Origin of the sequence: Hydrogenophaga sp. RAC07 (assembly GCF_001713375.1) — a bacterium.
GTDB lineage: Bacteria > Pseudomonadota > Gammaproteobacteria > Burkholderiales > Burkholderiaceae_C > Hydrogenophaga.
Genome location: NZ_CP016449.1, coordinates 1,761,810 through 1,776,112 on the forward strand (window position 1 = coordinate 1,761,810; position 14,303 = coordinate 1,776,112).

The 14,303-nt window shown below is 65.0% G+C and carries 12 protein-coding genes; 8 read left to right on the plus strand and 4 right to left on the minus strand.

Going from position 1 to position 14,303, the window contains the following annotated elements:
- The first annotated feature begins 67 nt into the window (after window positions 1-67).
- On the plus strand, window positions 68-1,030 hold the full coding sequence (locus tag BSY239_RS08230) for a YcjF family protein (RefSeq protein ID WP_069046412.1): 963 nt from the start codon (window positions 68-70) through the stop codon (window positions 1,028-1,030).
- Here the strand turns inward: BSY239_RS08230 and BSY239_RS08235 are convergent.
- Genes BSY239_RS08235 through BSY239_RS08250 form a run of 4 tightly spaced genes read right to left on the minus strand, consistent with a single transcriptional unit; the run spans window position 1,005 to window position 4,845 of the window.
- The gene (locus BSY239_RS08235) at window positions 1,005-2,036 is read right to left on the minus strand and encodes an LLM class flavin-dependent oxidoreductase (protein ID WP_069046413.1); all 1,032 of its coding nucleotides are present in this window, start codon (window positions 2,034-2,036) and stop codon (window positions 1,005-1,007) included. The two genes, BSY239_RS08230 and BSY239_RS08235, sit on opposite strands and share 26 nt — an antisense overlap.
- 4 nt (window positions 2,037-2,040) lie before the next feature.
- On the minus strand, window positions 2,041-2,961 hold the full coding sequence (cysK, locus tag BSY239_RS08240; protein ID WP_069046414.1) for a cysteine synthase A: 921 nt from the start codon (window positions 2,959-2,961) through the stop codon (window positions 2,041-2,043).
- The gene (gene msrB / locus BSY239_RS08245; protein WP_069046415.1) at window positions 2,958-3,377 is read right to left on the minus strand and encodes a peptide-methionine (R)-S-oxide reductase MsrB; all 420 of its coding nucleotides are present in this window, start codon (window positions 3,375-3,377) and stop codon (window positions 2,958-2,960) included. Before msrB ends, cysK begins: the two co-directional genes overlap by 4 nt.
- Window positions 3,378-3,387: 10 nt before the next feature.
- A complete protein-coding gene (locus BSY239_RS08250) occupies window positions 3,388-4,845 on the minus strand; it encodes a protein adenylyltransferase SelO (RefSeq protein WP_236944161.1) in 1,458 nt (485 codons plus the stop codon).
- A 145-nt stretch (window positions 4,846-4,990) separates the two neighbouring features.
- Between BSY239_RS08250 and BSY239_RS08255 the strand changes: the two genes are divergently transcribed.
- From BSY239_RS08255 to BSY239_RS08285, 7 genes are all read left to right on the plus strand, one after another.
- Complete coding sequence (locus BSY239_RS08255; protein ID WP_069046417.1) at window positions 4,991-6,634, plus strand: 3-(methylthio)propionyl-CoA ligase; 1,644 nt, start codon at window positions 4,991-4,993, stop codon at window positions 6,632-6,634.
- A gap of 131 nt (window positions 6,635-6,765) precedes the next feature.
- On the plus strand, window positions 6,766-7,998 hold the full coding sequence (locus tag BSY239_RS08260) for a branched-chain amino acid ABC transporter substrate-binding protein (protein ID WP_069046418.1): 1,233 nt from the start codon (window positions 6,766-6,768) through the stop codon (window positions 7,996-7,998).
- 133 nt (window positions 7,999-8,131) lie between these two features.
- Window positions 8,132-9,154, plus strand: a complete 1,023-nt coding sequence (locus BSY239_RS08265) for a branched-chain amino acid ABC transporter permease (protein ID WP_069046419.1) — start codon at window positions 8,132-8,134, stop codon at window positions 9,152-9,154.
- Window positions 9,155-9,160: 6 nt separating this feature from the next.
- A complete protein-coding gene (locus BSY239_RS08270; RefSeq protein WP_083239882.1) occupies window positions 9,161-10,453 on the plus strand; it encodes a branched-chain amino acid ABC transporter permease in 1,293 nt (430 codons plus the stop codon).
- Window positions 10,450-11,235 (plus strand): ABC transporter ATP-binding protein, encoded by a 786-nt coding sequence (locus BSY239_RS08275; protein WP_069046420.1) that lies wholly within the window; start codon window positions 10,450-10,452, stop codon window positions 11,233-11,235. The genes BSY239_RS08270 and BSY239_RS08275 overlap by 4 nt, the downstream gene beginning before the upstream one ends.
- A gap of 9 nt (window positions 11,236-11,244) precedes the next feature.
- Window positions 11,245-11,940 (plus strand): ABC transporter ATP-binding protein, encoded by a 696-nt coding sequence (locus tag BSY239_RS08280; RefSeq protein WP_069046421.1) that lies wholly within the window; start codon window positions 11,245-11,247, stop codon window positions 11,938-11,940.
- A 246-nt stretch (window positions 11,941-12,186) separates the two neighbouring features.
- Entirely contained in the window at window positions 12,187-14,301 is a 2,115-nt protein-coding gene (locus BSY239_RS08285; protein WP_069046422.1) for a 3-hydroxyacyl-CoA dehydrogenase NAD-binding domain-containing protein, read from the plus strand.
- The last annotated feature ends 2 nt before the right edge of the window (window positions 14,302-14,303 follow it).

The window sequence follows — 14,303 nt, forward strand, 5'->3', positions numbered from 1 at the left end:
GCGTCTGAACTTTTCAGTGGCCGCGCAGCTCCATGGGGGTTGTCATCTGTCGCAAGGAAAAAAACGCATGTCCACCGATTCCCAACACGCCATCCTCTCCATTGCCTTGATGGCGGCCTATGCCGATGGGCACCAGGCCGATACCGAACGCGACACCGTGCGCCAGTTGGCGACCTCGCTGGGTGGCAGCGAGGGCCAGGCGCTGGCGCGGGTGGTGCAGGACGTGCTGCTCAAGCGCGTCTCGCTGCTGGATGCGGCGTCCAGCCTGGAAGACGCGGGGCAGCGCCAGTTGGCGTACGAGATGGCGGTGTGCGTGTGTGATGCGGACGGCCGGCAAAGTGATGCCGAGCGGGTTTTTCTGGCCGAACTGAAGGCCCACCTGAAGCTCGATCCTGTGGTGGCCGCCGCGTTCGAGCGTGAGGCGGATGCCATCGTGGATGCGGCGGAGAAGGCGGTGCCGGTGGCGCTACCCGCTGCCGTTGCAGCAGGCCCGGTGGTGGCGGCCAGCGCCGCGTCGGGTGCCGACCTCGACAAGTCCATTCTCAATTACGCGCTGCTCAACGGCGCGCTGGAGCTGCTGCCGCAGTCCTGGGCGTCCATGGCCATCATTCCGCTGCAGGTGAAGATGGTCTACGCCATCGGCAAGGCGCACGGCGTGGAGCTGGACCAGGGCCACATCCGCGAGTTCATCGCAGCGGTGGGCGTGGGCCTGACCTCGCAGTACCTCGAGCAATTCGGTCGCAAGCTGCTGGGCGGTTTGCTCGGCAAGGTGGCGGGCCGGGCCATCGGCGGCATCGGTGGTGCGGCCACCGGCATGGCGTTTTCGTTTGCCACCACCTACGCCCTGGGTCAGGTGGCCAAGCGCTACTACGCGGGTGGGCGCGTCATGAGCACCGCGCTGTTGCAGGAAACCTTTCAAAACCTGCTGGGTCCGGCCAAGCAGATGCAGACGCATTACCTGCCGCAGATCCGCCAGAAGGCTGCGACGCTGGACGCAGGGCAGATCATGCAGATGGTTCGGGGACGCTGACGGTCTGCTCTGCCATCGCCTCGGCCGTGATGGTGAGCGAGCGCAGGCGAAGCGCCGGGTCGAACAGGTCGCTCACGATCATGAACTCGTCGGCGTCCGTGGCCTGGGCCAGCGCCTGCAGACCTTCTCGCACCGTCTCCGGCCCGCCGATCACGGCGGCGGCCAGGAAGTCGGCGATGCCGGCTTGCTCCTGGGGGTGCAGGCGCTGCATGAAGCCCTGCACCGGCGGCGGCAGCTGGCCGCGCTGGCCCGTGAGGATGCCCAGCACGCGCTGGTAGGTACTGGTGGCGAGGAACTCGGCTTCGTCGTCGGTGGGGGCGGCGATCAGCGGCACGCCGATGATCACGTAGGGCTTTGCCAACTGGGCCGAGGGTTTGAAGTGGCTGCGGTACACGTCGAGTGCCTGCAGCAACATGCGTGGCGCAAAGTGCGAGGCAAATGCAAACGGCAACCCGCGCTCGGCCGCCAGGCGCGCCGAGAACAGACTGGAGCCGAGCAGCCAGATCGGCACGTTGGTGCCACTGCCGGGGTTGGCGATCACGCGTTGGCCCGGTTGCACCGGGCCCAGCAGGTGCTGCAGTTCGGCCACGTCGCGCGGAAAGTCGTCTTCGCTTTCGGTTCGGTTGCGGCGCAGGGCGCGCATGGTCATGGGGTCGGTGCCGGGCGCGCGGCCCAGGCCCAGGTCGATGCGGTCGGGGTAGAGCTCGGCCAGCGTGCCGAAGGCCTCGGCCACCACCAGCGGCGCGTGGTTGGGCAGCATCACGCCGCCCGAGCCCACGCGCATGCGCTGGGTGCCACCCGCGATGTGGCCCACCAGCACGGCCGTGGCCGAGCAGGCGATGCCGCTCATGTTGTGGTGCTCGGCCAGCCAGTAGCGGGTGAAGCCCAGCGATTCGGCATGTTGTGCGGTGCGCAGGGCCACTTTGAGCGCGTCGGCCACCGTGCCCCCTTCGCGCACGGCGACCAGGTCGAGCATGGAGAGGCGGATGTCGTTCAGGTGTTTCATGGGGTCAGGCGGGAAGGAAACCGTCCACCGACAAGTAACGCTCGCCGGTGTCGTAGTTGAAGCCCAGCACCACGGCGTTGGCCGGCAGCTCGGGGAGTTTTTGTGCGATGGCAGCCAGCGTGGCGCCCGAAGAAATGCCGACCAGCATGCCTTCTTCACGCGCGCATCGGCGGGCCATGTCGCGCGCTGGCTCGGCCTCGACCTGGATCACGCCGTCGAGCACGCTCACGTCGAGGTTGTTCGGAATGAAGCCCGCGCCGATGCCCTGGATGGGGTGGGGCGAGGGCGCACCGCCGGAGATCACCGGCGAAGCGGCAGGCTCCACCGCGAACACCTTGAGCTGGGGCCAGCGCGCCTTGAGCACACGGGCCACGCCGGTGATGTGGCCGCCGGTGCCCACGCCGGTGATGATGGCGTCCAGACCTTCGGGGAAATCGGCGGCGATCTCCTCGGCCGTGGTCTGCACGTGCACCGCCACGTTGGCCGGGTTGTTGAACTGCTGCGGCATCCAGGCGCCGGGCGTGCTGGCCACGATTTCTTCGGCGCGCGCGATCGAGCCTTTCATGCCCTTCTCGCGGGGCGTGAGGTCGAAGCTGGCGCCATAGGCCAGCATGAGGCGGCGACGCTCGACCGACATGCTGTCGGGCATCACCAGAATGATCTTGTAGCCCTTGACCGCAGCCACCATGGCCAGGCCGATGCCGGTGTTGCCCGAGGTGGGTTCAACGATGGTGCCGCCCGGCTTGAGCGCACCGGTCTGTTCGGCCGCTTCCACCATGGCCAAGGCAATGCGGTCCTTGATGGAGCCGCCCGGATTGCTGCGCTCGGACTTGATCCACACCTGTTGTGTGGCGTCTCCAAACAGCCGCTGGATGCGGATGTGCGGCGTGTTCCCGATGGTCTGCAGGATGGTGCTGGCTTTCATGGCGTGTCCTTCTTGGGTGAGTGTTCCAGTGAAGCCGAGTTCATGCAGTAACGCAAGCCGGTGTCGGTTGGGCCGTCGTCGAACACGTGGCCCAGGTGGGCGCCGCACTGGCTGCACACGGTTTCCACCCGCACCATGCCGTGCGTTCGGTCGGTGATTTCGGTGATGGCGCCGGGCAGTGCCTGCGAGAAGCTCGGCCAGCCGCAACCGGCGTCGAACTTGGTCTTGGCGTCGAACAGCGTGTTGCCGCAGCAGACGCAGTGGTAGCTGCCGTCGGCCCACACCTGCTCGTATTTGCCGGTGTAGGGCCGTTCGGTGTGGGCGTGGCGGGTCACGTCGAAAGCGCGTGGCTCGGCGCCTTTGGCGGCCAGCAGTTCGCGCCACTCGGCGTCGGTTTTCTGAATGGGGAAGTTCATGGGGTGTCCTTCATGACGAGCAGCTGATCTCGATCTGGCTAGCCCAGTCGGGGGGGAAAGCGGCCAGGTCTTCTCGACCGGCGACTTCTTCAAATGGGTGCTCCAGCGCGTTTTGCAACCTGGCAACCTCGCTGAAGTCGCCCTGTTTCGCACGCTGGATGGCGACTTCGCCCAGGTGGTTGCGCAGCACCACATGGGGGTTGGTGCGCAGCATCTGCGCCTGAGTGGCAGCGGCGTCAAAGCCAGGCTGCGCCTGCAGACGCTCTTGCCACTGCACGGCCCAGGCATCGAAGGCCTCGCGCTGCAGGAACAGGTCGCGCACGGGATCCAGGTCACCCGCCACCACGTGGCTCAGCCGGCGCCAGAAGATGGTGAAGTCCACTGCGTCGGCCGCCAGCAGTTTCATCAGCGCTTCGGTCAGTTCGGCATCGCCGTCCTGCACACGCTCCAGGCCCAGCTTGGCGTTCATGCGCCGCTGCAACGCGGCCGGCATGAGCGCCTTGTAGGGCTCCAGCGCATCCAGCGCCTGCTGCTGCTCGTCCATCAGCGGCAGCAGCGCCTGGCCCAGCGCGAACAGGTTCCAGTACGCGATGTTGGGCTGGCGGTTGTAGGCGTAGCGACCGCCGGTGTCGCTGTGGTTGCAGATGTGGCCGGGGACGAAGGCATCGAGGAACTGGAACGGGCCGTAGTCGATGGTCAGGCCCAGGATGCTCATGTTGTCGGTGTTCATCACGCCGTGGCAGAAGCCCACGGCCTGCCATTGCGCCACCATGTCGGCGGTGCGCGCGCTCACGGCTTCGAGCAGCGCGGCATACGGGTTGCCTGGTGCTTGCCGGCAGGCCGGGTAGAAGTGGTCGATGACGAAGTCGGCCAGGATGCGCAACTGCGCGTGTTGACCGCTGTGCGAGAAGTGTTCGAAGTGGCCGAAGCGGATGAAGCTGGGTGCCACACGCGTCACGACCGCAGCGGTCTCGATCTCCTCACGCCGCACCTTGCCGGGTGAGCCGGTGACACAGAGCGCCCGGCTGGTGGGGATGCCCAGCGCGTGCATGGCTTCGCTGCACAGGAATTCGCGGATGGAGCTGCGCAGCACGGCGCGGCCGTCGCCCATGCGCGAATAGGGCGTGAGACCGGCGCCCTTGAGCTGCACTTCCAGCGGACCGGAGGGCCCGGGCAACTCACCCAGCAGGATGGCGCGGCCGTCCCCCAACTGACCCGCCCAGTGGCCGAACTGGTGGCCGCTGTACACGCTGGCCAGGGGCCGCATGCCGGGCAGCACCGCATTGCCGGTGAAGGCCTGCAGGGCCTCCATGCCCTGCATCCAGGCATCGTCGAGTCCGAGCTCCTCTGTCACCGCGCGGCTCTGGCCAACCCAGTGCGGATCGGGCAGGGGGGTGGGCTGCAGTTCGGTGTGGAAATCGGGGCCGAGGTCGGCGAAGCGGTGGGTCCAGGCCAGGGGGAAACTCATGCGGACCATTGTCACCGAGACGACTTGCACCCACTGCCGGGCGGGCTATCCGGGCCAACCCGGGTGGGGTGTTGGTGGTGTCTGCGGCATGATCCGTCGACTGTCCAAAACCGCCAGAACCACCAAAACCACACAGGAGATTCCCATGCTGGGCCAGATGCAAAGCCAACCGCTTTTGATTTCAACGCTGATCGTGCACGCCGAGCGGCACCACGCCAGCGGCGAGATCGTCTCCCGTCGCGTCGAGGGCGACATCCACCGCAGCAACTGGGGCCAGATCGCCGTGCGCTCGCGCAAGGTGGCCAACGCGCTGAACGCGATGAACCTGAGCTTTGGCGACCGCGTGGCCACGCTGGCCTGGAACGGCTATCGCCACCTGGAGCTGTATTTCGGTGTCAGCGGCACCGGCCATGTGCTGCACACGCTCAACCCGCGCCTGCACCCCGAGCAACTCACCTGGATCGTCAACCACGCCGAAGACAAGGTGGTCTGTTTCGACTTGACCTTCCTGCCGCTGGTCAAGGCGGTGGCGGCCAAGTGCCCCACCGTCCAACACTGGATCGCGCTGTGCGACGCCGACAAGCTGCCCGCCGACAGCGGCCTGCCGGGTCTGCAGAGCTACGAGGCCTGGATCGCCAACCAGCCCGATACCTACCACTGGCCCACGTTCGACGAGAACTCGGCGTCCAGCATGTGCTACACGAGCGGCACCACCGGCAACCCCAAGGCCGCGCTGTACTCGCACCGCTCCACCATCCTGCATGCGTTCACCGCGGCGCTGCCCGACGCCCTGAGCCTGAGCGCGCGCGACAGCGTGCTGCCGGTGGTGCCCATGTTCCACGTCAACGCCTGGGGACTGCCGTACTCGGCGGCGGCCACCGGCTGCAAACTGGTGTTCCCCGGGCCTGCGATGGACGGCAAGTCCATCTACGAGCTGCTGGAAAGCGAGAAGGTGACCATGGCCGCAGGCGTGCCCACGGTCTGGCAGATGCTGCTGGGCCACTTGCAGGCCAACAACCTCAAGTTCAGCACGCTCAAAGGCACCGTGATCGGTGGCTCGGCCTGCCCGCCGGCCATGATGAAGGCTTTCAACGACCAGTACGGCGTGGCCGTGATCCACGCCTGGGGCATGACCGAGATGTCGCCCCTGGGCACGGTGTGCTCGCTGAAAAACGCACAGTTGGCGCTGCCGCCCGAAGAGCAGCACAAGATCCTGCTCAAGCAGGGCCGCGCGGTCTACGGCGTGGACATGAAGATCGTCGACGAGAGCGGCGAAGAACTGCCCTGGGACGGCAAGAGCTACGGCGACCTGCTGGTGCGCGGCCCGTGGATCATTTCGAGTTATTACAAAGGCGAGGGCGGCGACCCGCTGCGCTATGACGCACAGGGCCAGGGCTGGTTCCCCACCGGCGACGTGGCCACCATCGACCCCGACGGCTTCATGCAGATCACCGACCGCAGCAAGGACGTGATCAAGTCGGGCGGCGAGTGGATCAGCTCGATCGACGTGGAAAACATCGCCATGGCCCACCCGGCCGTGGCCATGGCGGCCTGCGTGGGCATGCGCCACCCCAAATGGGACGAGCGGCCCATCGTGGTGGTGGTCAAGAAACCGGGCGCCGAGGTCACGCGCGAGGAATTGCTGGCCTTCTTCGAGGGCAAGACCGCCAAATGGCAAATCCCGGACGATGTGGTGTTTGTCGACGCGATCCCGCTGGGCGCGACCGGCAAGATGCAAAAAATGACATTGCGTCAACAGCTCAAGGACTACGTGTTGCCCGGCGTCTGAGTCCCGCGGAGGCATGGTTTCTTCGATGAAAGTCGCCAGTGCGATACCCCCTAGGGGGTATCCCTGAGTGCTGCACCGCAACAGGCTTGTAAGCTGCATGCGCGACCACACCAACCCATTGGAGACAAACAATGCATTTCGCCATCAAGAGCCTCACCGCAGCCACGCTGCTCGCTTGCGCACTCGGCGCACACGCCCAGAAGGGCGAGACCGTCAAGATCGCCCTGATCGACCCGCAGACCGGCCTGATGGGTCCGGTGGGCAACAACCAGCTCAAGAGCTGGCAGTTCTTCGCGGAGAAGTTCACCCAGTCCAACCCGGCTGGTGTGAAGTTCGAGGTGGTCGGTTTCGACAACAAGCTCAGCCCCGCCGAGAGCCTGAACAACTTCAAGGCCGCGCTCGACCAGGGCGTGCGCTACATCGCCCAGGGCAACGGCTCGTCGGTGGCCGGCGCGCTGATCGATGCCGTGAGCAAGCACAACGAACGCAACCCCGGCAAGGAAGTGATCTTCCTGAACTACGCCGCGGTCGACCCCGACTTCACCAACAGCAAGTGCAACTACTGGCACTTCCGTTTTGACGCCGATACCTCCATGAAGATGGAGGCCATGACGACCTTCATGAAGGACCAGCCGGATGTGAAGAACGTCTACCTGCTGAACCAGAACTACTCGCACGGCCAGCAGGTCGCGCGCTTCGCCAAGGAAAACCTGGCCCGCAAGCGCCCCGACGTGAAGATCGTCGGCGAAGACCTGCACCCGCTGGCGCAGGTGCGCGACTTCGCGCCCTATGTGGCGAAGATCAAGGCTTCGGGCGCCGACACCGTGATCACCGGCAACTGGGGCTCCGACCTCGCGCTGCTGGTGAAGGCGGCCAACGAAGGCGGCTACACCGGCAAGTTCTACACCTACTACACCGGCGTGACGGGCACCCCGACCGCTCTCGGAACGGGTGGCGAAGGCCGCGTGTACCAGGTGGCCTACCAGCACTACAACATGGGTGGCCAGATGGGCAAGTGGGCCGACGAGTTCAAGGCCAAGTACAAGGACGACATGTACACCGGCGCCATCCCGCTGGCTTATGCCGCCGTGTCCGAAGCCATGGCCAAGGCCAAGTCCACCGACCCGGTGAAAGTGGCCGCTGCCATGGAAGGCCTCAAGTTCAAGGGCTTCAATGGCGAAGTGGAAGTGCGCAAGCTGGACCACCAGTTGCAGCAGCCGCTGTTCGTTGCGGTCTGGCAGAAAGCCGACAAGAAGTACCCCTACAGCCCCGAGAACACCGGCATGACGCTGGCACCGGTGAAGGAGTACCCCTCCTACGTGTCCAGCACGCCCACCAGCTGCCAGATGAAACGTCCAGGCTGATCGACAGCACCGCCGCGCACGAATCCTGTTTCGTGCACGGTGGTTGCCTTGGGTAGAACCAGCGCCGTTTCAGGCGCTGGTTTGTTTTCACGGTGCTCCGACGGCTGACACACCAGCCACGAAAGGCGAACTCATGGAGTTCTTCATCATCTCCATGCTCAACGGCATCAGCTACGGTCTGTTGCTGTTCATGTTGAGCTCGGGGCTGACCCTCATCTTCAGCATGATGGGCGTCCTCAATTTTGCCCACGCCAGTTTCTACATGGTGGGTGCCTACATGGGCTACACGCTGTCCAACTGGATCGGTTTCTGGCCCGCGCTCATCGTGGCTCCGGTGCTGGTGGGTGCCATGGGCGCGGTGTTCGAGCGCCTCACGCTGCGCAAGGTGCACAAGTTCGGCCACGTGCCCGAACTGCTCGTGACCTTCGGGTTTTCCTACATCCTGCTCGAGGTGGTGCAGCTGATCTGGGGCCGCACAGCACTCGATTTCGCACCACCCGAAGCCCTGCGCGGTCCGGCCTTCACGCTGGTGCACCTGGCCGACGATTCGCTGCAGATGGTCTGGGGCGCGGCATCCAGCGAGGTGTGTTCCGCTGCGAACGTGATCTGCTCCCCGTTCCCCGCCACGCGCGGTTTCATGATGCTGGTGGCCCTGCTGATGCTGCTGGCCCTGTGGCTGCTGCTCACGCGCACCCGCATCGGTCTGGTGATCCAGGCCGCGCTCACCCACCCCGAGACGGTGGAGAGCCTGGGGCACAACGTGCCGCGGGTGTTCATGCTGGTGTTCGGCGCGGGTACCGGTCTGGCCGGCCTCGCCGGTGTCATTGGCGGCAGCACCTTCGTCACCGAGCCGGCCATGGCCGCCACGGTGGGGTCGGTGATCTTCGTGGTGGTGGTCGTCGGCGGCATGGGCTCGCTCTCGGGCGCGTTCCTCGCGTCGCTGCTCATCGGTGTGATCCAGACCTTTGCCGTGGCCTTCGACTACTCCTTCATCAGCCTGGCGCAGCAGCTCGGCATCGAACTCTCGGACGCCACGAAGGAAAACTCGGTGATCAAGCTGACCCTGTCTCAGGTGGCGCCCATCCTGCCCTACCTGTTCCTGGTGCTGATCCTGATCTTCCGCCCCAAGGGCCTCCTCGGCACGCGCGAAGGCTGACCCGACATGACCACCATGCAACACACTTCAAACGGCTTCAACAAAGGCCGCCGGACCGTCTGGTCCCTCTTTGCCGCGTTGCTGCTGGCAGCGCCTTTTGTATTCACCAGCAGCCTCTCGACCAGCATGCTCTCGCAGATGGGCATTGCGATCATCGCGTGCCTGTCCTACAACATCCTGCTGGGACAGGGCGGCATGCTGAGCTTTGGCCACGCGGTCTACACCGGGCTGGGCTCCTATGTGGCCATGCACGCGCTCAATGCCATCACGGATGGACAGTTTCCGATTCCTGTGACCCTGTTGCCTCTGGTGGGCGGCGTGGCCGGGCTGTTCTTCGCGATCCTGTTTGGATATGTGACCACCAAGAAGGCTGGAACCACCTTTGCGATGATCACGCTCGGCATGGCCGAACTGGTGTTCGCCATGTCGCTGATGTTCTCCGAATTCTTCGGCGGTGAAGCGGGGGTGTCGGGCAACCGGGTGGTGGGCGAGGCCTTCTTCGGCATCACCTTCGGGCCGCCGCGGCAGGTGTATTTTCTGGTCGCGGTCTACACCTTCGTCTGTGTGGGGCTCATGTTTGCCTTCACCCGCACCCCGCTGGGCCGCATCCTCAACGCCGTGCGCGACAACCCGGAGCGGGTGGAGTTCATTGGCTACAACACGCAAAAGGTGCGCTACCTGTCCTTCATGATCGCCGGCTTCTTCGCCGGCATCGCAGGCGGTCTGGGGGCGATCGTTTTTGAGATCGTCACGGCGGAGGTGGTGGGCGCCGGGCGCTCGGGCGCCTATCTGCTGTTCACCTTCCTGGGTGGCGCCACCATTTTCTTCGGCCCCATCATCGGCGGCGTCCTGATGGTGCTGGCCTCGGTGCTGCTCTCCGAGCTCACCAAAGCCTGGCTGCTTTATCTGGGCCTGATCTTCCTGTTCATGGTGATGTATGCGCCCGGGGGGGTGGCCAGCCTGATCATGATGAACGTGAGGGTGGCGGCCTACGGTTTGCTCAGGCGAGTGCTGGGCAGCTATGTGCTGCTGGCGCTGTTTGGCGTGGTCATCTTCGCCGGAGCGGGCGCCATGATCGAGATGATGTACCACCTGCAGCTCAATGCCGGGCAGGACACGCTGCTGCGCTTCATGGGCGTGGATCTCGACGCCAAGCGTGCCGCGAGCTGGGTGGGTTCCGTGGTTGTGCTGGTGGTGGGATTCGGTCTGTTCGAGTGGGCCCGTCGACGCTTCATGGTCCAGTGGAACGACATTCAGGTGACGATTGAAAAACACATCCAGCAACGGGAGGCTGCATGAGCGGCAACACATCGACGCCGGCGCTGGAGCTTCGCGACCTGCGCAAGAGCTTCGGCAAGACCGACATCATCCGCGGCGTGAATCTGGTGGTGAACCCCGGTGAACGCGTGGCCATCATCGGCCCCAACGGCGCGGGCAAGTCCACGCTGTTCAACCTGATCTCCGGCCGTTTCGAGCCCAGCAGCGGCGACGTGATGCTGGGCGGCCACCGCATCAACGGCTTGAAGCCGTTCGAGATCAACCGGCTGGGTCTCTCGCGCAGCTTCCAGATCACCAACATCTTCCCCAAGCTCAGCGTGTTCGAGAACCTGCGCTGCGGCGTGCTCTGGAGCCTGGGCTACAAGTACACGTTCCTGAAGTTCCTGGCGAACCTGAAGGACGCGAACGACCGGGCCGAGGAGCTCATGCGCATGATCCACCTGGAGCGCAAGCACGACACGCTGGCCATGAACCTCACCTACGCCGAGCAGCGTGCGCTGGAGATCGGCATCACCATTGCCGGTGGTGCGCAGGTGATCCTGCTGGACGAACCCACGGCCGGCATGAGCAAGAGCGAAACCAGCCGCTTCATCGACCTGATCCGCGAGGTGACGGTGGGCAAGACACTGCTCACCGTGGAACACGACATGGGCGTGGTGTTCGGCCTGGCCGACCGCATCGCGGTGGTGGTGTACGGCGAGGTGATTGCCTTTGACGTGCCCGAAGCCGTGCGCGCCAACCCGCGCGTTCAAGAAGCTTATCTGGGCTCGGTGCTCGCAGATCAACAGGCGGCAGGCCACTGAGGACACACCATGCTTGAGATACAAGACCTACACGCCTACTACGGCAAGAGCCATGTGCTGCACGGGGTGCAGTTTTCGGTGGGCAAGGGCGAGATCGTGGCGCTACTTGGGCGCAACGGCTCGGGCCGCTCCACCACCGCCAAAGCCATCATGGGCCTGGTGGAGGCCACCGGCAGCGTCGCCTGGCAGGGCAAGCCCATCCTGGGCAAGAAGCCTTTTGAGATTGCACACCTCGGCATCGGCCATGTACCGGAGAACCGCGACATCTTCCCCAAGCTCACCGTGCACCAGAACCTGCTGCTCGGCCAGAAGGGCAAGGGGCTGGGTGCGCGCTGGAGCTTCGACGACATGTACGCCATGTTCCCGCGCCTCAAGGAGCGTGAGCACACCGAGGCCGGCGTGCTCTCCGGCGGTGAGCAGCAGATGCTCACGCTGTGCCGCACCCTCATGGGCGACCCCGACCTGATCATCATCGACGAACCCACCGAGGGCCTCGCGCCCAAGATCGTGGAACTGGTGGCCGAGTACCTGCAAAAGCTCAAGAGCCGGGGCGTGTCGGTGCTGCTGATCGAGCAGAAGCTCACCATCGCGCTGAGCATTTCGGACCGTGTGCTGGTGATGGGGCACGGCAGCATCGTGTTCGAGGGAACCCCCGAGACACTTCGCGCAGACGCCCAGATTCGCAAAGAGTGGCTTGAGGTGTGAACGCCCCCCGCGCCGCCTTCGGCGTCACCCCCCACTGGGGGGCGATGCCTGTGGGCCGGCGGAGCCGGACCCACGGCATCCTGGGTTTGGGCACGCGCGCCGGAGAGGGTTCGGTCTTCCACGCGACACCCGGCCCTTGCGGCAGCGCAGCAAGTTCCTAGAATCGAACGATCGTTCTTTTCCGGGAAGAACATCACAGTCAATGCCTCAGGGCACCCGTTTTCCGCCAACAACGAAGGAGATTCCATGACCGCTGAGTACCAGGTCCACGGCGATGTCGCCGTCATCACCATGAACAACCCGCCGGTCAACGGTCTGGGTCTCTCCACCCGCCAGGGCATTGCCGCCGGTCTGGAGAAGGCAGAGGCCGATCCGGCCGTGAAGTCCATCGTGATCACGGGCGCGGGCAAGGCGTTTTCCGGCGGCGCCGACATCCGCGAATTCGGTTCACCCAAGGCCCTGGCCGAACCCAACCTGCTCTCCGTCATCCTCGCGGTGGAAAACACATCCAAGCCCGTGATTGCGGCCATCCACAGCGTGTGCATGGGCGGTGGCCTGGAACTGGCGCTGGGTTGCCACTACCGCATTGCCGCGCCCGGTACCAGCGTGGCGCTGCCCGAGGTCAAGCTCGGCCTGATCCCTGGTGCCGGCGGCACGCAGCGCCTGCCGCGCGCCCTGGGCGTGGAGCCCGCGCTCAACATGATCGTGAGTGGCGAGCCGGTGAAGAGCGAGATGCTGGCCATGCTGCCGGGCCAGAAGCTGTTCGACAAGATGGCAGCCTCTGCCGACAGCCTGGCCGAAGAAGCGCTGGCCCTGGCCCGCGAGATGGCCGCCAAACACGCCGACGGCAGCGCGCTGCCCAAGGTCCGCAACCTGCCGTGCAAGCACCCGCTGGGCGACGCGTACTTCGCCTTCGCCCGCAACATGGTCAAGGGCATGTCGAAGAACTTCCCCGCACCCGCCAAGTGCGTGGACGCGGTGGAAGCCGCCACCAGGAAGAAATTCGACGACGGCATGGCCTTCGAGCGCGAGATCTTCATCAACCTGATGTGGACACCCGAGTGCCGCGCGCTGCGCCACCTGTTCACCGCCGAGCGCGCCGCGAGCAAGATTCCGGATGTGCCCGAAGACACGCCCAAGCGCGAGATCGCCTCGGTGGCCGTCATCGGCGCCGGCACCATGGGTGGCGGCATCGCCATGAACTTCCTCAACGCCGGCATCCCGGTGAAGATGCTGGAGATGAAGCAGGAAGCGCTGGACCGTGGCCTGGCGACCATCCGCAAGAACTACGAAGCCCAGGTGAAAAAGGGCAAGCTCAAGCAGGACAAGTACGAGCAGCGCATGGCGCTCTTGAGCACCACGCTGAGCTACGACGACCTGAGCGCGGCCGACCTCGTGATCGAGGCGGTGTTTGAAGAGATCGGCGTCAAGGAAGCCGTGTTCAAGGAACTCGACCGCGTGATGAAGCCCGGCGCGATCCTGGCCTCCAACACCTCGACACTGGACGTCAACAAGATCGCCAGCTTCACCAAGCGGCCGCAGGACGTGGTGGGCCTGCACTTCTTCAGCCCGGCCAACGTGATGAAGCTGCTGGAAGTGGTGCGTGGCGAAAAGACCGCCAAGGACGTGATGGCCACCGTCATGACCGTGGCCAAGAAGATCAAGAAGACGGCGGTGGTCTCCGGCGTGTGCGACGGCTTCATCGGCAACCGCATGATCGAGCAGTACGGCCGCCAGGGCGGCTTTTTGCTCGACGAGGGCTGCACGCCCGAGCAGGTCGACAAGGCGATGGAGAAGTTCGGCATGGCCATGGGCCCGTTCCGCATGGGCGACCTGGCCGGCAACGACATCGGCTGGGCGATCCGCAAGCGCCGCTACCAGGAAAAGCCGGACATGAAGTACAGCAAGACCGCTGACTTGCTGTGCGAGAAGGGCCGCTACGGCCAGAAGACCGGCGCCGGCTGGTACGACTACGTGCCGGGCAAGCGCGACGCGATCCCGAACGCCGAGGTGGTGAAGATGATCGAGGACCACCGCAAGTCGCTGGGCATCACGCCGCGCAAGATTTCCGACGAGGAGATCGTGCAGCGCCTGGTGTATTCGCTGGTGAACGAAGCCGCGCACATCCTGGAAGAGGGCATTGCCAACAAGGCCAGCGACATCGACGTGGTCTACATCTTCGGCTACGGCTTCCCCGCACACCGCGGCGGCCCGATGATTTACGCCGACACCGTGGGCCTGTTCAACGTGGTGCAGAGCATGAAGCGCTTTGCCAAGAACCCGCTGGACGACGCGAAATTCTGGGAGCCAGCCCCGCTGCTGGCCAGGTTGGTTGCAGAAGGCAAAACCTTCAACGCCTGACC